General features: G+C 70.9%; 23 protein-coding genes and 1 tRNA gene. 13 read left to right on the top strand and 11 right to left on the bottom strand.

The features are described 5' to 3' along the window. The first annotated feature begins 35 nt into the window (after nt 1-35). Nucleotides 36-1,343, top strand: coding sequence for an SAM-dependent methyltransferase (locus SSQG_RS15665; protein ID WP_039932824.1), 1,308 nt, complete (start codon nt 36-38; stop codon nt 1,341-1,343). 69 nt (nt 1,344-1,412) lie between these two features. Here SSQG_RS15665 and SSQG_RS15660 read toward each other — a convergent pair whose 3' ends face one another. Both SSQG_RS15660 and SSQG_RS15655 read right to left on the bottom strand, forming a co-directional pair. Then, nucleotides 1,413-3,947: an ABC transporter permease gene (locus tag SSQG_RS15660; RefSeq protein ID WP_003990762.1), complete on the bottom strand. Its 2,535-nt coding sequence runs from the start codon at nt 3,945-3,947 to the stop codon at nt 1,413-1,415. A gap of 38 nt (nt 3,948-3,985) precedes the next feature. Beyond that, nucleotides 3,986-4,756, bottom strand: coding sequence for an ABC transporter ATP-binding protein (locus SSQG_RS15655; protein WP_003990761.1), 771 nt, complete (start codon nt 4,754-4,756; stop codon nt 3,986-3,988). 416 nt (nt 4,757-5,172) lie between these two features. Here SSQG_RS15655 and SSQG_RS15650 point away from each other — a divergent pair. Next, nucleotides 5,173-5,256 (top strand) — tRNA-Leu (locus SSQG_RS15650). Nucleotides 5,257-5,476: 220 nt separating this feature from the next. Here SSQG_RS15650 and SSQG_RS15645 read toward each other — a convergent pair. Together SSQG_RS15645 and SSQG_RS15640 are read right to left on the bottom strand one after the other, a co-directional pair. Then, complete coding sequence (locus tag SSQG_RS15645) at nt 5,477-6,049, bottom strand: GNAT family N-acetyltransferase (RefSeq protein WP_003990760.1); 573 nt, start codon at nt 6,047-6,049, stop codon at nt 5,477-5,479. Beyond that, on the bottom strand, nt 6,049-7,062 hold the full coding sequence (locus SSQG_RS15640; RefSeq protein ID WP_244299141.1) for a hypothetical protein: 1,014 nt from the start codon (nt 7,060-7,062) through the stop codon (nt 6,049-6,051). Before SSQG_RS15640 ends, SSQG_RS15645 begins: the two co-directional genes overlap by 1 nt. A 491-nt stretch (nt 7,063-7,553) precedes the next feature. Between SSQG_RS15640 and SSQG_RS15635 the strand changes: the two genes are divergently transcribed. The 7 genes from SSQG_RS15635 (at nt 7,554) to SSQG_RS15605 (ending at nt 13,879) form a co-directional block, all read left to right on the top strand. Then, entirely contained in the window at nt 7,554-8,027 is a 474-nt protein-coding gene (locus SSQG_RS15635) for an ATP-binding protein (protein WP_244299139.1), read from the top strand. After that, nucleotides 8,009-8,653, top strand: a complete 645-nt coding sequence (locus SSQG_RS15630; RefSeq protein WP_003990757.1) for a hypothetical protein — start codon at nt 8,009-8,011, stop codon at nt 8,651-8,653. Before SSQG_RS15635 ends, SSQG_RS15630 begins: the two co-directional genes overlap by 19 nt. Nucleotides 8,654-8,873: 220 nt before the next feature. Next, entirely contained in the window at nt 8,874-9,992 is a 1,119-nt protein-coding gene (locus tag SSQG_RS15625; RefSeq protein WP_039932822.1) for a radical SAM protein, read from the top strand. Between the two features lie 3 nt (nt 9,993-9,995). Next, nucleotides 9,996-10,193 (top strand): hypothetical protein, encoded by a 198-nt coding sequence (locus tag SSQG_RS15620; protein WP_003990755.1) that lies wholly within the window; start codon nt 9,996-9,998, stop codon nt 10,191-10,193. Between the two features lie 86 nt (nt 10,194-10,279). Beyond that, on the top strand, nt 10,280-11,152 hold the full coding sequence (locus tag SSQG_RS15615) for a GNAT family N-acetyltransferase (protein WP_003990754.1): 873 nt from the start codon (nt 10,280-10,282) through the stop codon (nt 11,150-11,152). Nucleotides 11,153-11,639: 487 nt separating this feature from the next. Continuing rightward, nucleotides 11,640-12,818: a 4-hydroxybenzoate 3-monooxygenase gene (locus tag SSQG_RS15610; RefSeq protein WP_003990753.1), complete on the top strand. Its 1,179-nt coding sequence runs from the start codon at nt 11,640-11,642 to the stop codon at nt 12,816-12,818. A 152-nt stretch (nt 12,819-12,970) separates the two neighbouring features. After that, a complete protein-coding gene (locus tag SSQG_RS15605; protein WP_003990752.1) occupies nt 12,971-13,879 on the top strand; it encodes a Bax inhibitor-1/YccA family protein in 909 nt (302 codons plus the stop codon). A 61-nt stretch (nt 13,880-13,940) separates the two neighbouring features. Here SSQG_RS15605 and SSQG_RS15600 read toward each other — a convergent pair whose 3' ends face one another. After that, nucleotides 13,941-14,171 (bottom strand): DUF4287 domain-containing protein, encoded by a 231-nt coding sequence (locus tag SSQG_RS15600; protein ID WP_003990751.1) that lies wholly within the window; start codon nt 14,169-14,171, stop codon nt 13,941-13,943. Between the two features lie 101 nt (nt 14,172-14,272). Between SSQG_RS15600 and SSQG_RS15595 the strand changes: the two genes are divergently transcribed. After that, complete coding sequence (locus SSQG_RS15595) at nt 14,273-14,584, top strand: hypothetical protein (RefSeq protein ID WP_003990750.1); 312 nt, start codon at nt 14,273-14,275, stop codon at nt 14,582-14,584. A gap of 93 nt (nt 14,585-14,677) precedes the next feature. Here SSQG_RS15595 and SSQG_RS15590 read toward each other — a convergent pair whose 3' ends face one another. From SSQG_RS15590 to SSQG_RS15580, 3 genes are all read right to left on the bottom strand, one after another. Continuing rightward, nucleotides 14,678-15,457 carry a hypothetical protein gene (locus SSQG_RS15590; RefSeq protein WP_003990749.1) on the bottom strand — a complete coding sequence of 260 codons (780 nt, stop codon included), beginning with the start codon at nt 15,455-15,457 and terminating at the stop codon, nt 14,678-14,680. Between the two features lie 273 nt (nt 15,458-15,730). Then, nucleotides 15,731-16,948, bottom strand: coding sequence for an acetyl-CoA C-acetyltransferase (locus tag SSQG_RS15585; RefSeq protein WP_039932820.1), 1,218 nt, complete (start codon nt 16,946-16,948; stop codon nt 15,731-15,733). 130 nt (nt 16,949-17,078) lie between these two features. Next, nucleotides 17,079-18,098, bottom strand: coding sequence for an SGNH/GDSL hydrolase family protein (locus SSQG_RS15580; protein WP_003990747.1), 1,020 nt, complete (start codon nt 18,096-18,098; stop codon nt 17,079-17,081). Between the two features lie 163 nt (nt 18,099-18,261). Between SSQG_RS15580 and SSQG_RS15575 the strand changes: the two genes are divergently transcribed. Beyond that, complete coding sequence (locus SSQG_RS15575) at nt 18,262-19,650, top strand: cystathionine beta-synthase (RefSeq protein WP_003990746.1); 1,389 nt, start codon at nt 18,262-18,264, stop codon at nt 19,648-19,650. Between the two features lie 346 nt (nt 19,651-19,996). Here the strand turns inward: SSQG_RS15575 and SSQG_RS15570 are convergent, their stop codons facing one another. Next, nucleotides 19,997-20,827, bottom strand: coding sequence for a helix-turn-helix transcriptional regulator (locus SSQG_RS15570; protein ID WP_003990745.1), 831 nt, complete (start codon nt 20,825-20,827; stop codon nt 19,997-19,999). A gap of 145 nt (nt 20,828-20,972) precedes the next feature. Here SSQG_RS15570 and SSQG_RS15565 point away from each other — a divergent pair, with 145 nt between their 5' ends. Next, complete coding sequence (locus SSQG_RS15565; protein WP_003990744.1) at nt 20,973-21,734, top strand: SDR family oxidoreductase; 762 nt, start codon at nt 20,973-20,975, stop codon at nt 21,732-21,734. 12 nt (nt 21,735-21,746) lie between these two features. Here the strand turns inward: SSQG_RS15565 and SSQG_RS15560 are convergent, their stop codons facing one another. Continuing rightward, nucleotides 21,747-22,169, bottom strand: a complete 423-nt coding sequence (locus SSQG_RS15560; RefSeq protein WP_039932817.1) for a hypothetical protein — start codon at nt 22,167-22,169, stop codon at nt 21,747-21,749. Between the two features lie 151 nt (nt 22,170-22,320). Here SSQG_RS15560 and SSQG_RS15555 point away from each other — a divergent pair, with 151 nt between their 5' ends. Then, the gene (locus SSQG_RS15555; protein ID WP_003990742.1) at nt 22,321-23,163 is read left to right on the top strand and encodes a MurR/RpiR family transcriptional regulator; all 843 of its coding nucleotides are present in this window, start codon (nt 22,321-22,323) and stop codon (nt 23,161-23,163) included. Nucleotides 23,164-23,247: 84 nt separating this feature from the next. Here the strand turns inward: SSQG_RS15555 and SSQG_RS15550 are convergent, their stop codons facing one another. Continuing rightward, complete coding sequence (locus SSQG_RS15550) at nt 23,248-24,609, bottom strand: diaminopimelate decarboxylase (protein ID WP_039932815.1); 1,362 nt, start codon at nt 24,607-24,609, stop codon at nt 23,248-23,250. Nucleotides 24,610-24,665 lie beyond the last annotated feature (56 nt).

Below are 24,665 nucleotides of genomic sequence, written 5' to 3'. Positions count from 1 at the left end.
GACATTCCGGGATTCTCGTCACGGAGGTGTACACCATGGCAGACGCCGCGCCGCGGCTGCAGGGCCTGTTCACACAGTTGCTGGGAGCGCCGCTCCCGGTGCGCATCCGCGCCTGGGACGGTTCGCAGGCGGGTCCTCCGGGTGCGCCGACCCTGGTCGTACGCAACCGCCGCGCCCTGCGCCGCCTGCTGTGGAAACCGGGCGAACTCGGCCTGGCCCGCGCCTGGGTGGCCGGCGATCTCGACATCGAGGGCGATCTGTACGCCACCCTCGACCTGCTGGCCGGTCTCGTCTGGGAGCGCGGCGAGGACGCCCGCACCCTCGCCCAGGCCCTGCGCGACCCCGAGGTCCGCTCCGCCGTACGCGGCCTCGTCAAGCTCGCCGGGAGCCCGCTGCCGCCCGCCCCGCCTCCCGAGGAGGCCCGCAGCCCTCGCCGCCACCTGCACACCAAGCGCAGCGACAGACGCGCCATCAGCCACCACTACGACGTCGGCAACGACTTCTACGAGATCGTCCTCGGCCCGTCCATGGTGTACTCCTGCGCCTACTGGCCCACCCCGGACAGCACCCTCGAACAGGCCCAGCACGACAAGCTCGAACTCGTCTGCCGCAAGCTCGGCCTGAAGCCCGGTCAGCGGCTCCTCGACGTCGGCTGCGGCTGGGGCTCGATGGCCCTGCACGCCGCCCGCGAGCACGGCGTCGCCGTCGTCGGGGTCACGCTCTCCCAGGAGCAGGCCGCCTACGCCCGCAAGCGCGTCGCCGACGAGGGCCTCACCGACAAGGTCGAGATCCGCGTACAGGACTACCGCGACGTCCGCGACGGGCCCTACGACGCCATCTCCTCCATCGGCATGGCCGAGCACGTCGGCGCGGAGCGGTACCTGGACTACGCCACCGACCTGCACGCGCTGCTCGTGCCCGGCGGGCGGCTGCTCAACCACCAGATCGCCCGCCGCCCGCAGCGGGACGAGACGACGTACAGCGTCGACGCGTTCATCGACTCCTACGTCTTCCCGGGCGGTGAGCTCCAGCCCGTCGGCAGCACCGTCACCCAGTTGGAGCGGGCCGGTTTCGAGGTGCGTGACGTCGAGTCGATCCGCGAGCACTACGCCCTCACCCTGCGCCGGTGGGTCACCCGTCTGGAGACCGACTGGGCGCGGGCCGCGCGGCTCACCAGCCCCGGCCGCGCCCGCGTCTGGCGCCTCTACATGGCCGCCTCCGCGGTCGCCTTCGAACGCAACCGCATCGGCGTCAACCAGGTCCTGGCCGTGCGGACCCCCGAGTCGGGGACCTCGGGCCTGCCGCTGCGCGCCCGCGAGTGGACCGAGTCCGAGCGCAGTTGACCCGGACGCAAGCCGAAGGGCCGGACTCCCCGTCGAGGGAAGTCCGGCCCTTCGGCGTGGCGGGACTGCTCACTCCGCCTTGATCGCGTTCAGCATGTTCAGCCGCGCGGCGTTGCGGGCCGGCCACATCGCCGCCAGGACGCCCACCAGGCCGGCCAGCACCAGGAAGATCCCGATCCGGTCCCAGGGCAGGACCAGCGCGTAGCCCGGGATCTGGTCCGCGAAGGTCTCGCCGATCGCCCAGCCGAGGAACGAGCCGAGACCGATGCCGACCATCGCGCCGAACACCGAGATGACCACGGCTTCCAGCCGCACCATCCGCTTCACCCGGCGCCGGTCGAGACCGATCGCGCGCAGCATGCCGATCTCCTGCTGCCGTTCGAAGACCGACATCGCCAGGGTGTTGACGACACCCAGCACGGCGATGATCAGGGCCATCGCCAGCAGGCCGTACATGATGTTCAGCAGGGTGTTGATGATGCCGCCGAACTCGTCGCGGATGTCCTGCCGGTCCATGACCTTGATCGCGGGGTTGTCGCCCAGCGCGTCGGTCAGGACCTTCTCGTGCGCCGAGGACTGGCCGCCGTCCACCTTCACGAAGATCTGCTGGATGGACGGCCGCGCCTCGTGCGGCTTCACGACCTTCGTGTCGACGAGGACGGGGGAGAGGAACTCGCTGTCCTTGAAGACGGCGCCGACCTCGAGCGTGCCCTTCTTCTCGTCGTTGAAGGTGACGGGGACGGTGTCGCCGGGCTTCCAGCCCTTGCTCCTGGCCGTCTTCTCGGCGACCGCGATCTTCCCCTTCGCGAGCGAACCGATGTCGCCGCTGACGACGTCGACGTTCAGGACCTGCTCGACATCGCCGGGTGTGACCGCCGAAGCGGATACGAAGTCCTCGTCACCGGCCTGGAAGTAGACGCTCTGCTGGGGCGAGACCGCCGAAACGCCCTCGGCCTTCTCCAGCGCCGTCAGCGCGGACTGGTCGAGGTCCCGGCCGTTCGCCATCGAGACCATGTAGTCGGCCTTGATGTTGTCCGTGGTCGTCTTGTCGATGGCCGTGCCCACCGTGACACCGAGCACCGACAGGCCGGTCACCAGCGTCAGCCCGATCGCCAGCGCCGAGGCGGTGGCCCCGGTACGGCGCGGGTTGCGGACCGCGTTCTGGCCGGCCAGTTTGCCGGACACCCCGAAGGGGCCGACGAGCAGCGGACGGACGATGGCGATCACGGGCCGGGACAGCAGCGGGATCAGGATGATCACACCGACCAGGGCGAAGAACGCGCCCGCCGCGATGTACATCCGGCCGTCGTCACCGCCGGACGAGGCACCCAGCACGATGCCGGCCGCGCCGAGGGCGGTGACGGCCGCCCCGATGGAGTTGCGCAGCACCAGCGACTTGGTGGTGGCCGCGGCGTGGACGCTGTTCATGGCCGCCACCGGTGGGATCTTCGCGGCCCGGCGGCCGGGCAGCCAGGCGGCGAACATCGTGATCAGCACACCGACGCCGAGCGCCGCGAGCACCGGCGTGGCGGACAGGATCAGCGGACCGTCCGGGATCTTCATCTCGAACGCTGCCATCCCGGACCGCAGACCGACCGCCAGCCCGATGCCGAGGACGAAGCCGATCGCCGAGGCGACCAGACCCACCAACGCCGCCTCGGCGAGCACCGAACGGGTGATCTGCCTGCGCGAGGCACCGACGGCGCGCATCAGCGCGATCTCCTTGGTGCGCTGGGCGACCAGCATGGTGAAGGTGTTGGAGATCAGGAAGACCCCGACGAACAGCGCGATGCCCGCGAAGCCGAGCAGGACCTGCTTGAGGCTGCCCAGACCCTGTTCGATCTCCTCGGCCTGCTCGTCCGCGAGGGCCTGGCCGGTCTTCGCCTCGGCGGTGTCCGGCAGCAGCGGCTTGACCGCGTCCAGGATCTTCGCGTCGGACGCACCGGGGGCGGCGGTGACGGTGACGCTCTGGAAGTAACCGGGCTCGAGGTACTGCTTCTGGGCGACCGCGGTGTCGAAGAGGACCAGGCTGCCGCCGGCGTTCACGGCGCCGTCCTCGGTGGTGAACACACCACTGAGGGTGTACTCCTTCACCGGCCCGTTCGTGGCGACCCGGACCCGGTCGCCGACCTGGTAGTCGCCCTTGGCCGCGGAGTCCCTGTCCAGGGCGATCTGATCGTCCTTCACCGGGCCCGAGCCGTCGGTGAACGTGTAGGCGGGGTCCTTGCCGCCCTTGCCGGGGGCGAAGTTGGAGCCCTTGTTGGACCAGCCGACGCCGATCAGCTTCCCGTCGGGGTCGGCGACACCGGCGAAGCCGTCGACGCGGCCGTACGTGGCGCCGACGCCGTCCACCGCGGCGATCTCGTCGAGGGTCTTCCGGGAGAGACCGGGCTCCTTCTCGGCGTCGTCCTTCTCGGCGTACGAGGTGACGGCCACGGCGACGTCGTCGTAGCTCTTCGCCGACTGGTTGCGGAAGGCGTTGGAGAGCGTGTCGGCGAAGACCAGCGTGCCGGAGACGAATGCCACGCCGAGCATCACGGCGAGCACGGTCATCAGGAGCCGGGCCTTGTGCGCGAGCACGTTGCGCAAGGCGGTTCGGAACATGGGTTCTTCTTCTCAGTCCTGTCGGTCCTGACGGGGGATCAGCTGGTGCGGCCCTTGGCGTCGAAGGCCTTCATGCGGTCCAGGACCGTCTCCGCCGTCGGGCGGTACATCTCGTCGACGATCCGGCCGTCCGCGAGGAAGACGACCCGGTCCGCGTAGGCCGCGGCGACCGGGTCGTGCGTCACCATCACCACCGTCTGGCCCAGCTCCCGAACGGAGTTGCGCAGGAAGCCCAGCACCTCGGCGCCGGAGCGCGAGTCGAGGTTGCCGGTGGGCTCGTCACCGAAGATGATCTCGGGCTTGGAGGCCAACGCCCGCGCCACGGCCACGCGCTGCTGCTGACCGCCGGACAGCTGCGAGGGCCGGTGACCGAGCCGGTCCGCCAGACCGACCATCGTGATGACGGAGTCCAGCCACTGCTTGTCCGGCTTACGGCCCGCGATGTCCATCGGAAGGGTGATGTTCTCCAGGGCCGTCAGGGTTGGCAGCAGGTTGAACGCCTGGAAGATGAAGCCGATCTTGTCCCGGCGGAGCTTGGTCAGGTGCTTGTCCTTCAGCGAGCCGAGCTCGGTGTCGCCGATGCGCACCGACCCGGAGGAGAAGGTGTCCAGCCCCGCCACGCAGTGCATCAGGGTGGACTTGCCGGAGCCGGACGGACCCATGATCGCGGTGAACTCGGCCTGCCGGAAGTCGACGGAGACCCGGTCCAGGGCGACCACCTGGGTCTCACCCTGCCCGTAGATCTTGGACAGATCCGTGGCGCGCGCGGCCACGGTGGTGGCCCGGTCGGCGAGGGATGCGGTGGTCACGGATGACTCTCCTGTCGGGACGACGGTGTTCTGGACGGACGTGAATCCATCGTCCGCTTGCCCACCCGTCGTGTAGTCACCCGTAGTCCCGGTTCCGAAGGCCGACTTCGGTCTGACCGCGAGAGGCGATGTCATACCTGGGGATGACGGGCGTCCCTGAGGGGGCCCGGTGTCGGGAACCAGACCGATCCTGTGTCAAGAACAGGTGGAGTGCCCTCGTTCAGACGGTGAAATTCCGTCATTCCGTATACGTAGCCGAGCGCCGCACGGAAGGCTATTGGCAAGTGCGGATGGCGCGTTCCGAGTGCTGATGCACCCTCAGACGTCAATAAAATAAGACAACATCGGCCCACCCTTCCGCTGTTCGGGGGACCCGTCCCGATAGTCTCGGAACCTCGATGCGGAGCCCATGGCCTGCCCGGATGGTGGAATGCAGACACGGCGAGCTTAAACCTCGCTGCCCCTTCGCGGGCGTGCCGGTTCGAGTCCGGCTCCGGGCACCTTCCGACCCCTGCATGGTTCATTGAAGAGTTCACGGCATGCCCGTTGACAGCGGGCGCATGCCGTCGGAAACCTGATCGTAGTGAAATATTCTTCACTACGCGAACTCATCCCGCCGCGATCGACTTCCAGGCAGGGCGGCACGCAGTGCCTGGAGGGCCGGGGGGAGTTGGGCGAGGCGCCAAGGTACGGGCGGGGCTGACAACGCCCGTACGGTGATCAGGGTGCGGCGGGCGGGGCTTGCTGAAGGTGGCGCACCATGCAGTCGTACAGGGGTGCGTCTTCCCAGGGGTGGGAGGTGCCGACGCGGTGGTATCCCCATGCCTCGTAGGCCTGGCGGGCGGGGGCGGCCTCCGGTTCGGGCCGTACGGTGAGGGTGACGCGCTCGGCGTGCACGTCCTCCAGGAGCACGTTGTGCAGGGTGGCGGCGACCCTGCGGCGGCGCCAGGCCCTGCGCACCGCGAGTTCGATGATCACGAACGTACGTCGGCCGTCCTCGCGTGTCTCCTCGGGCGGGAGCTGGACGTCCTGGATGTTGGCCCACCAGCGGGTGTCCGGGGCGAGGTAGTAGCCGTAGGTGAAGCCGACGACGTCGGGGCCGTCGTGGGCGAGTACCAGGCGCATGCCTGGGCGCTTGGCTTGGGCGGCGTAGTGCTCGATGAAGTCGGCGACGTCCCTGGGGCCCTCGAGGTAGGGCGGTTCGGCGTAGATCTCCTCGTACGCCGGCAGGAATACGTCCAGGGCATCGGCGGCGTCCTGGCCCTCATGCCGTGTGTAGGTCAGCTCCGGCATCACGCGGCCTTCCTCTCCTGCACGTACTCGGTCAGCTCCTCGGCGGCCTGGCGCGCGGAGACGGCGTCGACGTCGCCGAGGAGGTCCACGACCTCGCTCAGGCGACGCAGTACCCGCCCGGATTCGACTTCTTCCAGGTGGCCCAGGCTCTCGATGGCTTGGGCTGCTCCTTCGTCGACCTCGCCGCAGCTCACGAGGCTCCGGGCGAGGGTGAGCCGGTACAGGGCGCGGTTGCGGCCGTATGTGCGGTCCTGGTGGTCGAGGGCTGCCCGCAAGAACGCGACGGCGCGGTGGTGGTGGCCGCTCTCCGTGTACAGCAGGCCCTGGGCGTAGTCGAGTTCGGCGTGGCCGTGGAACGCGGCCCAGTCAGGGGAGGGGCGCCCGCGGTCTGCCCGCTCCACCAGGCGCATCGACTCCGCCAGGCGTTTGCGGGCGGTGGAGTCATCGCGGAGGAGGGACAGGGCCCGGGCTTCGCGGGAGGCGATGAGGGATTGCAGGACGGGGGAGCCGTAGCGGGCTGCCCGTTCCTGGGCTGCTCGGGCCAGGTCGTAGCCGTCGCGGGGCCGTCCGGTGTAGCTGGCCTGCATGCTCAGGGAGGCGAGGACGAGGATCTCCAGTGAGGCCTCGCGCACCATCGTGGCGGTGGTCAGGGCCTCCCCCCAGTAGGAGTTGGCCCCGTCCTGGTCGTCGGCGTCGTAGTGCAGCCAGGCGCAGTGCTCGGCGGTTTCGCCGGCGAGGAGGCGTAGCTGCCGTCCGATGGTGTCGGGGTACTCCCGGGTGTTGATGACGCGGCGGATGCGGCGCAGGTGCTTGACGGCCAGTGAGAGGACGTCGCCGCCGCCGTACGCATCGTCCAGGTGGTACAGGGAGCGGAGGCCTTCCCGCAGCTCCAGCACGTGGGCGGTGCCGACTGCGCCCGTGCTGCTCGGCGGCGTGGTGGTGGTTACTCGGGGCGGCATGGTGACGGCGGCGGCGGCGCCGATGGAGTCGGAGAGGAATGCCCGTCGGTGCACGCTGGTGCCTTCCTGCGCGAGGAGCGTTGCTCCTCTCAAGGTGACACCGGCAGGCCGGTTGGGGAAACCAAGCTCGAGGGGGTCCACGCCGAACATGGCATGGATGACTGTCCATGTCCGGGCCCGCGGTGTCGGCGGCGGCACCTCGCGTTTCCAGCGGCGGACATGACGGGCGGTCACAGTGACCGGCTCGCCCAGGAGCTCCGCTGTCTCCTCAAAGGCCTGCACGAATTTACCCGTTGTGTCCCAGCCCTGAGCGATGCATGCCTGCTCGAAGAGCGTTGCTCCCTCGGCCACGTCGTGACTCCGCTCATCCGATCGTCCACTGACCGTAGCCGGTTGCAGACACATGGGGATGTCCCCTCTCTTGAAAATGTCCGCCGGAATGTCCGCCTGGATGTCCTCACGGAGAAGTTGACCCGCTGTTGGCTTGAAGGGCGGGCCCCGGGTCCGCCTCCGAAAATGCACGACAGCCGCTTGGGGGCGTCAGCATGGCGAGCACGAGCATCACTGAGACCGAAAGGGTGGAACGGCTGCGGCCGTCCTGGCGCCCGATCGTCTCAGCCACCGGAGATCCGGCGTACGTCGGCGTCCTCCAGCGGGACGAGCAGACCGCTGAGGACGCCCGCCAGATGGTGGCCATAGTGCTGGCCGTCTGGCACCTGGAGCACCTTAAGGATGACGCGAAGATCCTGGTGTCGGAGTTGGCGAGCAACGCCACCCGTCACGCCACGGGCAGCATCGTCCGCTTGACGGTGACCCGCACGGCCCGCAACCGGGTGCGCGTTGCGGTCACGGACAAGAGCCGGACCATGCCGCAGGTCCTGGAGGGCGATCTGCTCGCCGAGTCCGGCAGGGGCCTGCGCCTGGTCGACGCGTTGTCGAGTAACTGGGGGGTCATCCCGCTGCCCTGGGGCAAGAGCGTGTGGGAGGAGGTGACCGCCTCATGGCCACCGCAGCGCTGATGGCGCCGCCGTACCTGCCGCAGTACGGGCCGCTGGACCTGGTCGCCGTCGACGGCACATGGAACGCCGTCACCGTGCCCGCCAGGTGGGGGCCTCTCGTCCTGGACGTCCTGGCGGACCGGTCCGAGCCGGTCCTTGAGGACCCGGCCGCCGGCCACCTGCTGTGGCCGGTCCCGCCCGGCAGCGCGGACACGTGGCCCGACACCCGGACCGCCGGCATCCAGGTACACGGGCAGGGCGCGGAACTGCTGATGTGCGGGCCCGGCGGGCACCGGGACGTGATGCAGTGGCTGCGCGTCCCGACGCGCCGTCACTGGGCGACGGACGCCGACCCATTGCGCATGGCGGTGGAGTTTGTGGTCGGGCCGCTCCCGGCCGCGGTGCCGATACAGATGTGCACCTGGTGCGGGACGCCGACGCGCGCCGCCGCCTGCTGGGCTGGCGGTATGAGCAGTCCGGCCCGGTCGGGGCACTGTTCGCCTGCCCGCCGTGCTGGTCGTCGACCCTGCGGGGCTGCACCGGCCGGCACCTCCGCCTCGTGCGTGAGGGGCCGCTGTGACAGCCCGTACGGAGGCGGTCGCCTGCATGGTGGTCGGCACCGCTCTGGCTACTGCCTCCACCTCTGAACTCCCGCCCCTGGCCGGCATGACGCCGATGGAGTCCGGCGCCCGACCTCCGCCCTCCTCCCACTGTGGACGGTCCCGGCCCGGGGCGGGACATCGTCCCGGTGTCCCTCCTGGGGGAGGGCGGCGCCGGGGCGAGGGCCCCGGCCGACCGTGCGGCCGGGGCCGTCCTCCCCGGACTCCCGCCCCCGACCTGAGCGACCGACTCACTCTTGGAGCCTGCATGCATTCCGTGATCGCCAGTCCGTTTCTGGAGCAGCACGTCCTCGTACGGCCGGGGAGCCGCGGTGGTGCCCTGCTGCCCGTGGACCGTTACGAGGAGCTGCGCGTCCTCGACCCGGCCGCGCCGGCCCCGGCCTGGCTGGCCGACGCCGTCCGCGAGCAGTGGGACGACCTGGGCGTGACCGGCCGCCCGGCCGGTGAGTTCCTGCTCGTCCGCCAGCCCTCGACGTGGGGGTACGGCAAGGCCAGTTGGGAGATCAACCTGGGCTGTAACTACGCGTGCAAGCACTGCTATCTCGGGCTGAAGATGAACTCCGGGATGCCGTGGGAGGACAAGCGCCGGTGCCTGGACGTCATGGCGGAGGCGGGGGTGCTGTTCCTCCAGGTGACCGGCGGGGAGCCGACCGTCGACAAGGACTTCATGCGGTCCTACCGGCACGCGTGGGACCACGGCATGATGATCACGGTCTCGACGAACGCCTCCCTGCTGTGGCGGCAGAACCTCCTCGACATGTTCGCGGAGCGCCCGCCGTACCGGGTGACGGTGTCGGTGTACGGAGCGACGAAGCGCAGCTATGACGAGCTGACGCAGCGCGAGGGCGCGTGGGACCAGTTCGTTCAGGGCATGAACGCCGCCCGGCACGCCCGGCTGCCGCTCCGCATGTCCATCGTCGTGACGGAGGACAACGGTCACGAGGAACAGGCCATGATCGACCTCTGCCGGGGCTGGGGCGTCGAGTACGAGGTGTTCACGAACATCACGCCGACGATCTACGGCGGCGGGGAAGTCCTCACCGCGCAGTCCGCCGAGCACCTCCGGGTCCGCAAGACCTTCACCGGCTGCAACGCCGGCCACACCTTCTTTCACATGGACCCGCACGGGCTGGTGTCCATCTGCAAGATCGGTCGTGACGATCAGATCAGCCTGCCCCATGAGGGCATCGAGGGCCTGGCCCGGCTGGGCGCGATCGCTGACCGCCTCATGCTTCGCACCGGCGGGTGCTCGGGATGCACCCTGGCCGGTTCCTGCCGCGTGTGCAGGCCCCTGGCTAAGCACTACCAGGAGGCGAAGGCGCCGCTGGCCGCTTACTGCCAGCACGGAGATAAGAAAGCAGGTTGAGCGATGACCGCTGTAGCAGTCGAGATCTCGCCGCGCCGTCCTCTCCCGGGCGACGGCCCCGGGAGCAGCGAGCCGTACTTCACCCGGCCCGTCCTCGCGGCGGTGCCTCCGGTGAGGACGGTCACCGGGATCGCGGACATGGACACCGTCATGGACAGTGCCAAGTGCAGCTGTGCCGCCGGTGACGACAACCCGCACTAGCGGCCGCGTCCGGTCATGAACGCAGGCCCCGCCAGCAGTTCCGGTCGGGGCCTGCGGCATGCGCGCCGGGTGGGTAGCGTGCGGTCATGCGCTTTCACTGGGGCTGGATGGAGCCCGTGATGCCCGTGCCGTACGTGCCGACTCTTGGCCCGGTCCGCCCGGGCGACCCCGTCCCTGACATGTTCGAGGCGGTCGTGGAGGTCGCCGGCACCGGCCGCTTCCTCCCTTACGACAAGGACCGCCGCTGGTCGCCCGTCAAGGCGGAGAGCGTCCTCGTGGACGCCATTGAGCACGACCGGACGCAGACGCTCGTGCCGACCCTCCTGGAGCGCGGCGCCGGGGTCGTCAAGGTCCATGTGTACGGGGCGGAGCCGGACAGCCTGACCGCCGGCGCCGACCTGGCCCGCAAGCTGGCCGCCGTTCACGCTGCCGCCAAGGCCCGTGTGGTGTGGTTCCTAGGCCCCGAGCAGCCCGAGGCGTACGCCCGGGGTGTCGGGACCCGTGTGCAGCTGAAGGACTTCGCCCAGGGGCCGGGAGGGGTGCCGGCCGTGGAGGTCCACCACGACAAGCAGCTCCGGGAGGAGGAGGGGTTCGCGGAGTTCGCGGAACGGATGGCGGCCGACGGGTTCGCGTTCCTCCATGAGCAGATGCAGGCGGGGACGGTAGGCCCGGTCCTCACGGTCCTCCACGGGGGCCGCGTGGCCGGCGCCATCGGCCCCATGGAGACGATGGCCGACCCGGCTGGCGCGGTGCGCCAGCTGCCCCAGTACTTCGGCGTGCTGCCGGAGTACCGGGGGGACGGATACGGGCGGGCTCTGTGGCGGGCGGCGATGCACTGGGGCTACCAGCAGGGTGCCGCGTATCAGCTTCTGCAGACGGAGGTCGGCGGCGCGTCCGACCGGCTGTGCCGGGCGGAGGGTTTGGCGTCCCTAGGGTTCGTGAACCAGAGAGACGTCTGACGGTCCGCTCTGGAGGGCGCCGCGCGGTGAACAGTCGTCAGACCACTGAAGCGCTTACCGCTTTCGGGTGCCTCTTGGAGACTGCACGCATCCGCCTAGTCGGGGATGCCACGGTCCTCCGGCGGGCGCACGGACGCAATAGGGCGCATGCAGGACGGTCCAGAGCTGTCCTCCCCTGCATAGGAGGCGTGCGTCCAGTGCGCCCAAGGATGGGCGCACGGGAGGTCTGAGGGGGGCTGAGGAGGGATGAAAACCGCTGGTCGCGGAGTCGTCGCAGGTCAGAGCCTTGGCCCGCAAGGGTTCAAGTCCGGCTCCGGGCACCTTCCGACCCCTGCATGGTTCATTGAAGAGTTCACGGCATGCCCGTTGACAGCGGGCGCATGCCGTCGGAAACTCACATCCGAACACAGTGAAATAATTTTCACTGTGCGAACGCACGCGCATTGCGGGCGGACGCACTCCATGAACCTGAGAGAGAAGGTGCCCGATGCGCGCCACCGTCGGCATCCTCGGAGCGGGCCCGGCCGGCCTCCTCCTGGCCCGGCTGCTCCACAACGCCGGCATCGACTCGGTCGTCCTGGAGAGCCGCGACCGCGCCTATGTCGAACGGCGGCAGCGGGCCGGGATCCTGGAGCAGGGGACGGCGGACGTACTGCGCGCGGCCGGTGCCGGTGAGCGCATGGACCGCGAGGGTCTGCGCCACGACGGCATCGAACTCCGCTTCGACCGCAGGCGCCACCGCGTCGACTTCCCCGCCCTCACCGGCGGCCGGTCCGTGACGGTCTACGCCCAGACCGAGGTCTGCAAGGACCTCATCGCCCTCCAACTCCAGGACGGCGGCCCGCTGCTGTTCGAGGCGGAGGCACTGGCCGTCGAGGGCGCGGACACCGACGCCCCGCGCGTCCGCTTCCGGCGCGAGGGCCGCGAGGACGTGCTGGAGTGTGCGTACGTCGTCGGCTGCGACGGCTTCTGGGGCGTGGCGCGCAAGGCCATCCCCGCCGAACTGGTCCAGGTCTTCGAACGGACGTACCCCTTCGGCTGGCTCGGCATCCTCGCCGACGTGCCGCCCTCGCACGACGAGCTGGTCTACGCCCGCCACGACCGCGGCTTCGCCCTGCTGTCCATGCGGTCGCCGTCCGTCTCCCGCCTCTACCTCCAGGTGCCCGACGGCACGGACGCCGGGGAGTGGAGCGACGAGGAGATCTGGGACGAGCTGGGGCGCCGTTTCGAGACCGCCGACGACTGGCGCCTGGAGCGCGGCCCGATCACGCAGAAGTCGGTGACGCCCATGCGCTCCTACGTCCACGAGCCCATGCGCCACGGCCGCCTCTTCCTCGCCGGTGACGCGGCCCACATCGTGCCACCGACCGGGGCCAAGGGGCTGAACCTCGCTGTCGGTGACGTCGTGACGTTCGCCCGGGCCCTGACCCACCAGCAGGAAACCGGCTCACCCGACCTGCTCGACGCCTACTCGGAGACCTGCCTGCGCCGGATCTGGCAGGCCGAGCGGTTCTCCTACGACATGACGACCCTCCTGCACCGGGCCCCCGGCGCGACCGGCTTCGAGGACCGGCTCCAGCTCGCCCGACTGGAGCGCATCGCCTCCTCGCGGGCCGCCGAGACCGACCTGGCCGAGGGCTACACGGGTTTCCCGTTCGGCGGATGAGGAACCCCCCCTCCAGTGAGGGGAATCACGAGGCGGCGTAGCGTGTTGCGCACCACGACGAGGGAAAGATCCTCCCCAAGCACTAGGGTCAATCCTTTGCCTACCTATTACTCTTGAGCCAAGGCCACGCACGGTGGCCATGGAGGAGTGAAATGAGGAGCAGAAACCCGGTCTTCTCGCGACGGGGGTTCAGCCGCGACAACGGCTACGCGGGCTTCAACACCGCGCCGCAGGCCGGGGGTCCCGCTGTTGCCACGCAGGGCAACCCGTACGCCCAGCCGACGGGCGCCCCGTACGCGCAGAACCCGTACGCGCAGAACCCCTACGCCCAGCAGGACCTGCAGTACGGCGCACCGCCGCAGGCTCCGGCCACCACCGGCCGGATGACCATCGACGACGTCGTCCTGCGCACGGCGAGCACGCTCGGTGTGCTCATCCTCACCGCGGCGCTCTCCTGGGCCCTGCTGCCGGTCGACGACGCCAACATCAGCCGTAGCTACGGCATCGGCATCGGCGCCGCGCTGATCGGCATGGTCCTGGCGTTCGTGCAGTCCTTCAAGCGCAAGGCCTCGCCCGCGCTGATCCTGACGTACGCCGCGTTCGAGGGTGTCTTCCTCGGCGTCGTGTCCAACATCGTCGACAACCGCATCGCCGACGGCGCCGCCATGCAGGCGGTGATCGGCACCATGGCGGTCTTCGCCGGTGTGCTGATCGCCTACAAGGCCGGCTGGATCCGCGTCAACCGGCGCTTCTACGGCTTCGTGATGGCGGCCGCGCTCGGCTTCATCCTGCTGATGACCGTGAACCTGCTGTTCGCGGTGTTCGGCGGCGGTGACGGCCTCGGCTTCCGCAGTGGTGCCCTCGGTGTCGTCTTCGGCGTCATCGGCATCATCCTCGGCGCCTGCTTCCTCGCCCTGGACTTCAAGCAGGTCGAGGACGGCGTCGCCTACGGCGCCCCGCGCGAGGAGGCGTGGCTCGCGGCCTTCGGCCTGACGCTGACGCTGGTGTGGATCTACATGGAGTTCCTGAGGCTCATCTCGATCCTCAACAGCAACGACTAGTCCTCGACGGTCGTACGCGAAAGGGCCCCGGCTTCGACCGGGGCCCTTGTCGTTCGCGCGCTCAGAGCAGTTTGCGCGCGGCCCTCCTCAGGTCGTACTCGTGGACGATCGCCTTGGCGTGGCCGTACGCCAGGTTGTGTTCGTGCCGGAGCCAGCTGACCTTTTCCTCGAAGCGGAAGAGCGCCGGGCCTTCGTCGACGGTGCGCAGCCAGTCGGAGATCTGACGACCGGTGCAGTGGGGGATGCGGGCGAGCATGTTGCGATGAGTCTCTTCGGAGAAGACTTGGGACATCGGCGCCTCCGGACGCTGGGATGTAAGCCGGTCCTTCAGGTCACGGTGCCTGAGTGTTCGCCCGTTGGCAACAGTCCCGGTGCGACGCGTACGCTCGCGACGTGGTTGATACGACGCCTCTGACCCGTGCGGTGGATCACTTCGCCGATCGTTTGAGGGCTGCGCCCCAGAGTCGGCTGCAGCGGGGCGCTGCCGCCGAGGCTCTCGGGCTGGCCCGGGAGTTGGCCCGCAGGGCGCAGGCTCTGGAGGAACCGGGGGTGGAGCCTCGGGAGATGCCCGATGCGGGGATGTTTGCTGCCGCAGATCAGATCACCGTGGCCGGGCATGATCTGGCGGTCGTGATTCCCAGTGCGTCGGACGTCGACGACGCCGTGAGGGTGGTGGAGGAGGCGCAGAAGCGGGCGGGGGTTTAGCGCCGTGCGCGGGTGCGGGTTGTGTGTGGCTTGTCGCGCCCGCGCGGCGGAGCCGCACATCGATACAGCCCCGCGCCCCTTGGGGGCGCTTCCCTATAGGGAAGCGATGACCCGGTCCGCCAGGATGTAGACGTTCTCCTCGCCGCACTCGAACGTGAGTGAGTACGCGCCTGATACGCCCGAGCCGCCCAGGAGGGTCGGGGTCTTGCCTGTGCGCAGGGCGGTGGCGAGGCGTTCCGCGGTCTCGCGGTGGCCCGGGGTCATGCACAGGGTCGTGCCGTCGGCGAAGACGTAGACGTCGAGGGTGCCCAGGGGGCCCGGGCGGACGTCCGTCAGTTCGACGCGGGAGGCGGCCAGCTCCTCCAGGGTGGCGACCGTGCGCTCGTGGTCGTTCACCACGGGCGAGGGGTTCGGCACGAAGTCCGGGTGGGAGGGGTGGCGGCGACGGGCCGCGGCCAGCTCGGCGGACTCGCCGGCCGGCTCCTCGGTGTCCGCGCCGGGCTCGGACACCGGCTCCAGACCCGCGAAATCGGACTGCCGGGGCAGGAAAAGGTCGGTCTCGGGCAGGCCCAGCAGCGACGGCGCGTCGGAGGCGTCACGGGTCTCCTGGGCGGCCCAGAACGCCCGCGCCTCGGCGAGCTCGCGCTCCCGCTCCTCGGCGAGCGCCGCGGCCACGGCGGCCCGTATCTCGTCCGCGTCAGCGGTACGGGCGGCGGGCAGCAGGGCGCGGGTCATGGCGGCGCGGTTCTCGGCCAGCGCGGTGTGCAGGGCGGCGACCTGTCGGCGCAGCTGCAGGACGGTGCGCAGGACGGCGACACCCACGGCGCCCGTGGCGGCCGTGGTGACCAGCAACGCGATCGGCATGGCGCTCACTGACGTACTCCCGGTTCAAAGTCGACCCCCGACTTCCTACATCAGCTTGAAGGGCGGACTAAGCAGCTGTCAGTGCGTAACGTCACGAAACGGACAGGGCTTCGGTCTCGGGGGAGGGGGTGTGACCACTGTGACCTGGGAATCTCCCCGAGTAGAGGGAGATAGGTCACATCCTGGGGGAGATTGGATCACAAAACGGCCCAGAACCCTGGTGCTTTCCGGGTTCTGGGCCATTGCCTCACGGGCGGTGCCGCTGCGGCTACGGTGCGGCGCTCAGCTGAGGCGCTCGATGACCATGGCCATGCCCTGGCCGCCGCCGACGCACATCGTCTCCAGGCCGAACTGCTTGTCGTGGAACTGGAGCGAGTTGATGAGCGTGGTGGTGATGCGGGCGCCGGTCATGCCGAAGGGGTGGCCGACGGCGATGGCGCCGCCGTTGACGTTCAGCTTCTCCAGCGGGATGCCGAGGTCGCGGTAGGAGGGGATCACCTGGGCGGCGAACGCCTCGTTGATCTCCACCAGGTCGATGTCGTCGATGGTCAGCCCGGCCCGCTTGAGGGCCTGCTTGCTCGCCTCGACCGGACCGAGGCCCATGATCTCGGGGGAGAGGCCGGAGACGCCGGTCGACACGATCCGGGCGAGCGGGGTGAGGCCGAGCTCGCGGGCCTTGGTGTCGGACATGACGACGAGCGCGGCGGCGCCGTCGTTCAGCGGGCAGCAGTTGCCGGCCGTGACCAGGCCGTCGGGGCGGAAGACCGGCTTGAGGCCCTGGACGGCCTCCAGGGTGACGCCGGCGCGAGGCCCGTCGTCCTTGGCGACGACCGTGCCGTCGGGGAGGGTCACCGGGGTGATCTCGCGCTCCCAGAAGCCGTTCTTGATGGCCTCTTCGGCGAGGTTCTGCGAGCGGACGCCGAACTCGTCCATGTCCTGGCGGGTGACGCCCTTGGCGCGGGCCAGGTTCTCGGCGGTCTGGCCCATCGTGATGTACGGGTCGGGCAGCAGGCCGTCCTCGCGCGGGTCGTGCCAGGAGGAGCCCTCGGACTGGGCGGTCTCGGCGGTGCGGGCCTCGGCGTCGGCGAAGAGCGGGTTGTGCGTGCCGGGCATGTCGGAGCTGCCGAACGCGTACCGGGAGACCGTCTCGACACCGGCCGAGATGAAGACGTCGCCCTCGCCGGCCTTGATGGCGTGCAGGGCCATGCGGGAGGTCTGCAGGGACGAGGAGCAGTACCGGGTGACGGTACAGCCCGGCAGGTGGTCCATGCCCATCTGTACGGCCACGATGCGGCCGAGGTTGTGGCCCTGCTCGCCGCCGGGCAGGCCGCAGCCGAGCATCAGGTCGTCGATGTCCTTCGGGTCCAGCTCGGGGACCTTCGCGAGGGCGGCCTGCACGATGGTGGCGGCGAGGTCGTCCGGGCGTATGTCCTTGAGGGAGCCCTTGACGGCGCGGCCGATGGGGGAGCGGGCGGCTGAGACGATCACGGCTTCGGGCATCACGGCTCCATTGACGTACCGGGTGGTCTGGCGGGCTGACTGGGAAGTTACCCGTACGTATGGGCTGGGTCACGGGTGTGGCGGTGTGACCCTGGCCGCAGTTTTCTAAGCGCTTGCTTTTTCGGCTCCCTCAGCTCGACGGTGTGGCCGGGGCCGGTTCCTGCTCGGGTACCCGCCTGCGCCGCCGGCGCTTCAGCAGCGCCCACGGGCCCCGCGGCCCGGTCGGCAGGGCGGCCGCGACCTCCGTACCGGCCTCCGAGGCGGCCTCCGCCGCCGCCCGTGCCACCGGCAGGAAGCCCTCGCGGCGGGAGGCGTCCGGGCGCTCCTCCTCGGCCGGCCACAGGCCGAGCGAGGCGCAGACGGTCGGCAGGACCGCCATCGCCGCCGTCGCATAGCCCTCGGCGGAGGGGTGGTAGTTGTCCGGGCCGAAGAGCTCACGCGGGTTCGCGGCGAACTCGGGGCCCAGCAGGTCGCCCAGGGACACGGTGCGGCCGCCCTGTTCGACGACTCCGATCGTCTGGGCGGCCGCCAGCTGGCGGGAGGCCCGTCGGGCCAGCCAGCGCAAGGGCTGCCGGACCGGCTCGATGGTGCCCAGGTCGGGACAGGTGCCCACCACGACCTCGGCACCGGCCGTGCGCAGCCGCCGTACCGCCGACGCGAGACAGCGCACCGAGCGGGTGGCGGGCATGCGGTGGGTGACGTCGTTCGCGCCGATCATGATCACGCAGATGTCGGGCACCGGGCCGGCCAGCACCAGGGCCACCTGGCGGTCCAGATCGTCCGAGCGGGCTCCGGGCGTCGCCACCGTGCGCAACTCGACCGGGCGTTCCGCCAGTGCCGCGACCCCCGAGGCCAACAGGGCCCCCGGGGTCTGCCCGGAGCGGTGCACGCCCTGGCCCGCGGCCGTGGAGTCACCCAGCATCGTCAGCCGCAGCGGCGTCTGCCCGGGACCGGCGTACGTACCGCCGTACCGCCCGTCCGCGTTCGGCACATGAGGGGACGTGCCGTTGCCCACCCGGCGCCGCGCCAGTTGCACCTCCGCCAGCAGCAGCCCCATGGCGGCCGCCCCGGCCAGGCCGATCCCGCCACCGCCGTACGCCGCGCCGGCCGCGATCCGCCGGGCCACCCGCGCCCTCGACATGCTCGTCATGCGTCGCCGCCACCTCCTCGAACCCGTACACCCTGTGCTTGCCCCGTACAGCCCGTCGTCCAATCGCAACAGCGAGTGAACGACCGTCACGGACCATGACGAGGCGCGAGGCCATAGGCTGGCGGCACCACTCAGACCACTTCTGCGGCATCCGGAGACAACGGTGCAGTTCCACGACTCGATGATCAGCCTCGTCGGCAACACCCCGCTGGTGAGGCTCAACAGCGTGACCAAGGGCATCAGGGCGACCGTCCTGGCCAAGGTGGAGTACTTCAACCCCGGCGGCTCCGTGAAGGACCGCATCGCCCTGCGCATGATCGAGGCGGCGGAGGAGAGCGGCGCGCTCAAGCCCGGCGGCACGATCGTCGAGCCGACCAGCGGCAACACCGGGGTCGGGCTCGCCATCGTGGCGCAGCAGAAGGGGTACAAGTGCGTCTTCGTGTGCCCCGACAAGGTGAGCACCGACAAGATCAACGTGCTGCGCGCCTACGGCGCCGAGGTCGTCGTGTGCCCGACCGCCGTGGACCCCGAGCACCCGGACTCCTACTACAACGTCTCCGACCGGCTGGTCCGCGAGACGCCCGGGGCCTGGAAGCCCGACCAGTACTCCAACCCCCACAACCCGCTCTCCCACTACCACTCGACCGGCCCCGAGCTGTGGGAGCAGACGGAGGGGAGGATCACCCACTTCGTGGCAGGTGTGGGCACCGGCGGCACCATCTCCGGGACCGGCCGCTACCTGAAGGAGATCAGCGACGGCAAGGTCAAGGTCGTCGGCGCCGACCCCGAGGGTTCCGTCTACTCCGGCGGCTCCGGCCGGCCGTACCTCGTCGAGGGCGTCGGTGAGGACTTCTGGCCGACCGCCTACGACCGGACCGTCGCGGACGAGATCGTCGCCGTGTCCGACAAGGACTCCTTCCAGATGACCCGCCGCCTCGCCAAGGAGGAGGGCCTCCTGGTCGGCGGCTCCTGCGGCATGGCGGTCGTCGCCGCGCTCGAGGTCGCCGCGCGGCTCGGCGAGGACGACGTCGTGGTGGTCCTGCTGCCGGACAGCGGACGCGGCTACCTCAGCAAGATCTTCAACGACGAGTGGATGGCCGACTACGGCTTCCTGGAGGACTCCGGCCCCAGCGCCCGCGTCGGCGACGTCCTCGCCGACAAGGAGGGCGACCGCATGCCCTCCCTCGTCCACATGCACCCGGAGGAGACGGTCGGCCAGGCCATCGACGTGCTGCGCGAGTACGGCGTCTCGCAGATGCCGGTCGTCAAGCCGGGCGCCGGGCACCCCGACGTGATGGCCGCCGAGGTCGTCGGCTCGGTGGTGGAGCGCGAGCTGCTGGACGCGCTGTTCAGCAAGAACGCCTCGCTGGAGGACCCGCTGGAGAAGCACATGTCCGCCCCGCTGCCCCAGGTCGGCTCCGGCGAACCGGTCGCGGACCTGATGGCCGTCCTGGGCAAGGCGGACGCGGCGATCGTCCTCGTCGAGGGCAAGCCGACCGGCGTGGTCAGCCGGCAGGACCTGCTGTCCTTCCTCGCCCGGACCGGGAAGTGACGGCGAACGTCCGGTGCGTCGCCCGTGAACCGGGTGAACTTGCGGCGTCCCTGATCTTCGTCGACTTCGCGGAAGTGGTACGAGGGCGTCACGTCCGCGCAGCACCCGCTTAACACGGGTCCTGCACATTAGGGGGTGTCGGCAGGGCGGGAGCGGCTCCCCGCCCCGGCCGGCGCCGTAGGCGTCAAGGACCTCCGGAGCGGCTCCCGGACCTCCACCGACGTCACGGACGCGTAAGCCCGGCCCTGACCAGGCCCGCGTCCTTCGCGGGGACCGCCGTCGTCCCGACCCTCGTTGCACGGGGGTGCGGCGGTCCCCGCGCAAGCTTTCCCCGGCCCGCCTGGTGTCAGCCCGTGTGGCTCGTGGTCCAACTTCCCAGCAGCGCGAGCCGCTCCGCCGTCTCCGATCCCGCTTCCGGCGCGTAGGCGACGATCGTCTGGTCCGGTGCCCCCGGGATCGTGAGGGTCTCGTACGGGAGGGTCAGCGGGCCCGCGACCGGGTGGCGGAGGTGCTTCACCCCGTGGTCGCAGGGGTCGACCGCGTGGTCCGCCCACAGGCGGCGGAAGTCCTCGCTCGCCCGCGACAGTTCGGCGACGAGTTCGGCCATGGCGGCGTCCCCGGGGTGGTGACCCGCCTGGAGGCGCAGATGGGCCACCGTCTGGCCGGCGATCTCGGCCCAGTGGGGGTACAGATCACGGGAGGCGGGGTCGAGGAAGACACGGCGCGGGATGTTGCGCTCGCCGGAGCCGATGCCGTCGAAGCCGAGCAACGCGTCGGCGAGGGCGTTCCAGCCGAGGACGTCCATGCGGTGGTCCAGGACGTACGCGGGGTTGCGCTCCATGCCGTCCAGGATCAGCTGGACCCCCGGACGCACCCGGGACACGGCCCGGCGGTCGTCGTCCCGCCGGCGCGGCCGGGCCACCGCCCGCAGGTAGTCGTGCTCCGCCCCGTCCAGCCGCAGCACCCGCGCCACCGCGTCCAGCACGGCGTCGGACACGCTCGGGCCCCTGCCCTGTTCCAGCCGGACGTAGTAGTCGACGCTCACCCCGGCCAGCTGCGCCACCTCCTCGCGGCGCAGACCCGGGACGCGGCGGCGGCCGTAGGAGGGCAGCCCCACCTCCTCCGGCTGGATACGGGCCCGGCGCGAGCGCAGGAAGTCTCCGATTTCTCCGTCCATGCCGCCGAGCCTAGGCGGCCCGGGGCCGGCGAGCCTGGTACTGCCAGACCCAGGAAAACCGTCGCCCTGGGTACGGCGGCCGATGCCGCCGAGGGTGGTGGACGAGGCCGGGGAGACGCCCCGGCCACCACCGAGGGGATCTCCCATGTCGTACGACAACCTGTCCGGCCGTACCGCCGTCGTCACCGGAGCCGCCAGCGGGATCGGCGAGGCCGTCGCCCTGCTGCTGGCCGCCCAGGGCGCCCGCGTGGCGCTGCTGGCCCGGCGCGAGGAACGGCTGGCCGCCGTCGCCGGGAAGATCCGTGCCGACGGCGGGCAGGCACTGACCGTCGTCGCGGACGTCACGGACGAGGTGTCCGTCGCGGACGCCGCCGACCGGATCCACGCGGCTTACGGGCCCGTCGACCTGGTCGTCAACGCGGCCGGGGTCATGCTGCCCCACCCCGTCGACGCCCGGCGCACCGACGAGTGGCAGCGGATGCTCGACACCAACGTCGCCGGAGTGCTGCGCGTCGTCGGCGCCTTCACCGAGGACCTGGTGAGCGCCGCCGCCGACGGCCGTACCGCCGACCTCGTGAACATCTCGTCCATCGCCGCGCACGTCAGCTTCCCGAACTACGCGGTGTACGGCGCGACCAAGGCGGCCGTCACCTACCTGTCGGAGTCCCTGCGCGGCGAGTTCGGGCCGCGGGACGTCCGGGTCACCAACATCGAGCCCGGCTTCGTCGAGAGCGAGCTGCGCACGCACATCTCCGACGCGGAACTGTCCCGCCAGGTGGAGGGCATGCTGGACGCGGTGGGCGCGCTGTCCGCCGAGGAGCTCGCCGACCTGGTGGCCTACGCGACCAGCCGGCCGCGCCGGGTCAACCTGCGGCAGATCGTCGCGCTGCCCACCCGGCAGGCCTGAGACAGAGGGCGCTCAGTCCTCCCAGTCGCCGTCCCGGGAGGACTTGCGGCGGCCGAACAGGCCCGGGTTGGTGCGGACGGCCTGGACGACGTTGACGCCGACGATGCCCGCCCAGGCGACGAGCAGACCCGGCAGATGGGCCACACCTCCGCCGATCGCGGACAGCGGCACCGCGAGGACCAGCGAGACGATCCCGAAGCCGTACCGCTCGCCCCAGGAGTCGGTGGCCTTCGGAGACCGGGAGTCCCGGGCCGTCTGCATCTGCTGCTCGGCGAGCTGCCGGCGCACGCGGCGATCCACCGCGCCGTCGATCCGCTGGTCGATCTTCTCCAGGAACGAGTCCACCAGCGCGGACTCGTACTCCTCGCCCAGCTCCCTGCGCGTCTGCAGGGTGGCGTCGAGTTCCTTCTTCAGGTCGGTGTCCCGCGCGTCCATCCCGGTCATGTCCCCCACAGTAGAAAGCGGTGCCGAGGGCCGCACTGGGGTTAGCCCCCCTTTCGGGGCGGGGGCCCTTCGGTCCCGCTTGCCGGTCTGCATATGCTCATGCAGAATCCTCAGCTACTGAATAGGCGAGGGGGAGCACGTCATGAGCGTGACCGACAGCCCTGCCGCGCGGCTCCAAGCGCTCTTCGAGGGCCACCGGCTGACACCGACCCAGCGGCGCATCGCGCACAGCATGGTGCGGCGCGCCGCCGACGTGCCGTTCCTGTCGAGCGTGGAGCTCGCCGAGCTGGCCGGGGTCAGCCAGCCGTCCGTGACCCGTTTCGCCGTCGCCCTCGGCTTCGACGGCTACCCCGCCCTGCGCCGCCATCTGCGCGAGGTCGCCCCCGCGGAGCCCGCGGCCGACGCGGGGTCCTCCAACGAGTACCAGCAGGCCGTCGAGGCGGAGATCGAGAACCTGCGGCAGCTGGCGGAGGCCCTGGCCGACCCCGGGCCGGTGCGGCGGGCCGGGCGCCTGCTGGCGGCCTCCCGCCCGCTGCCCGTCCTCGGACTGCGGGCGGCGGCGGCCCAGGCGAACGGCTTCGGCTACTTCGCGGCCAAAGTGCATCCCGACGTACGGCTCCTGGGCGAGGGCGGCACCATGCTCCAGGACCGTATCGACGCCGCCGTCCGGGCCGGTGCGACCGCACTGCTGTGCTTCGCCCTGCCCCGGCATCCCCGCGAGGTCGTCGACACCCTCCACTACGCCCGGCAGGCCGGGCTGACCGTCGTCACCGTCGCCGACTCGGCCTTCGCGCCGGTCGCCAAGGTGTCCGACCTGCTGCTGCCCGCCGCCGTCGGCACCGGACTCGCCTTCGACACGGCCTGCGCGCCGATGCTGCTCGGCCGGGTCCTGCTGGAGGCGATGTGCGACGACCTGCCCCAGGCCCAGTCCCGCCTGGAGGAGTTCGACGCGAAGGCGGCGGCGCGCGGCCTGTTCGTCGACTGACGTCACGCGCGGCGGGGGTCCAGGGGTGCGGGGAACCGCGCGACCAGCCACGACGCACCCGCAGCCCGCCCACTGCGTGACCCCCTACGGCGATTCGGTAAGCGCACCCGCCTGCGCCCCACCGGACTCCGCCACGACCTCCCCCACCGTCTGCGCCTCCCGCACCACCGCGAAGCGCCCGTCCGGCCAGAACCCGTACACCCCCGGCCGCGCCAGCGAGTTGTACGCGTAGTGATGCGCGAAGTAGTACGCCCCCGTGTCCAGCGCCGCCGCGTAGTCCCCCTGCTCCAGCTCCGGCATGGACCGCCCCTCCGCCAGCAGGTCCCCCGAGAAGCAGGCCGGCCCCGCGACGTCCTGTACGACGACGGGCCCGTCCTTCACCCGCCCCTTCGCGTCGTACGCCGCGATCCTCAAGGGCCAGCTCCCGGGCGCGTACACCGTCCGCGCGGCCACCTGCACCCCGGCGTGGGTCACCGCCACCGCCCGCCCGCCGGAGGACTTCGCGTACTCCACCCGCGCCACCACCGTCCCGTGCTTGGCGAGCAGTGACCGCCCGAACTCCGTCACGAGGCCGTACCGTCCGTCGAACAGCCCCGGCACCTCCTCGGCCAGCACGCGCGCGTACTGCGCGTACGTCGGTGTCGTCGCGTCCGACGCGAAGTTCACGGGCAGCCCGCCTCCGATGTCGAGCGTGTCGATCTGCCGCCGCCCGGCCCGCCGGTTGATCTCCTCCGCCAGCGCGTACGTCTCCGCCACGCCCCGGGCCATCAGGGACAGGGGGATGCCCTGGGACCCGGTGTGCGCGTGCAGCCGGGTCAGCCACGGCCGGTCCAGGCACGCCTGTACGACCCACTCCCGCGCCCCCTCGTCACGCAGCGCCACCCCGAACTTCGACGTGGCCGTGGCCGTGGACGTCGCCTCGATGGATCCCCCGCCGACCTGAGGGTTCACGCGGATGCCGAGCGGCGAGCGACTGGCGGCGGAGGACATCAGGCCGTCGATGCGCTCCAACTCCTGCGGGTTGTCCGCGTTGACGGCGATGCCCAGGGCCAGCGCCTCGCGCAGCTCGGCCGGGGTCTTCGCGGGCGAGTCGAGCACCGTCATGGCCGGCTCCACCCCGGCGGCCCGCGCCAGCGCCAGCTCGCCCGGGCTCGCCACCTCCGCGCCGACGCCCTCCTCGCGCAGCAGCCGCAGCACCGGCACCAGCGGGGTCGCCTTCACCGCGAAGGCGTGCAGCACGGGCGTGCCCGGCGCCACCACCGCGTCGAACGCCGCCCGCAGCTCGGCCGCCGACTCCCGGATGCCGGTGACGTCCAGCAGCCCGACGATGGGGCTCTCGGGCCCGAGCAGGCCCTGTTCCACGGCGGCCCGCACCGCCTCGTCCCGCCGGGCCGCCCGCCCGGCGCCGTCGTCGTCCGCCTCGAATTCCTCATTGTGTGCGCCCATGTGACCAGCCAAACACCCACGGCACCGCCGCGCCGACCCCCGGGCGTATTGACTAG

The sequence above is a fragment of the Streptomyces viridochromogenes DSM 40736 genome (assembly GCF_000158955.1).
Taxonomy (GTDB): domain Bacteria; phylum Actinomycetota; class Actinomycetes; order Streptomycetales; family Streptomycetaceae; genus Streptomyces; species Streptomyces venetus.
Note: the sequence above shows the minus strand (reverse complement) of the source record. Positions and strands in the feature narration are given on the sequence as shown.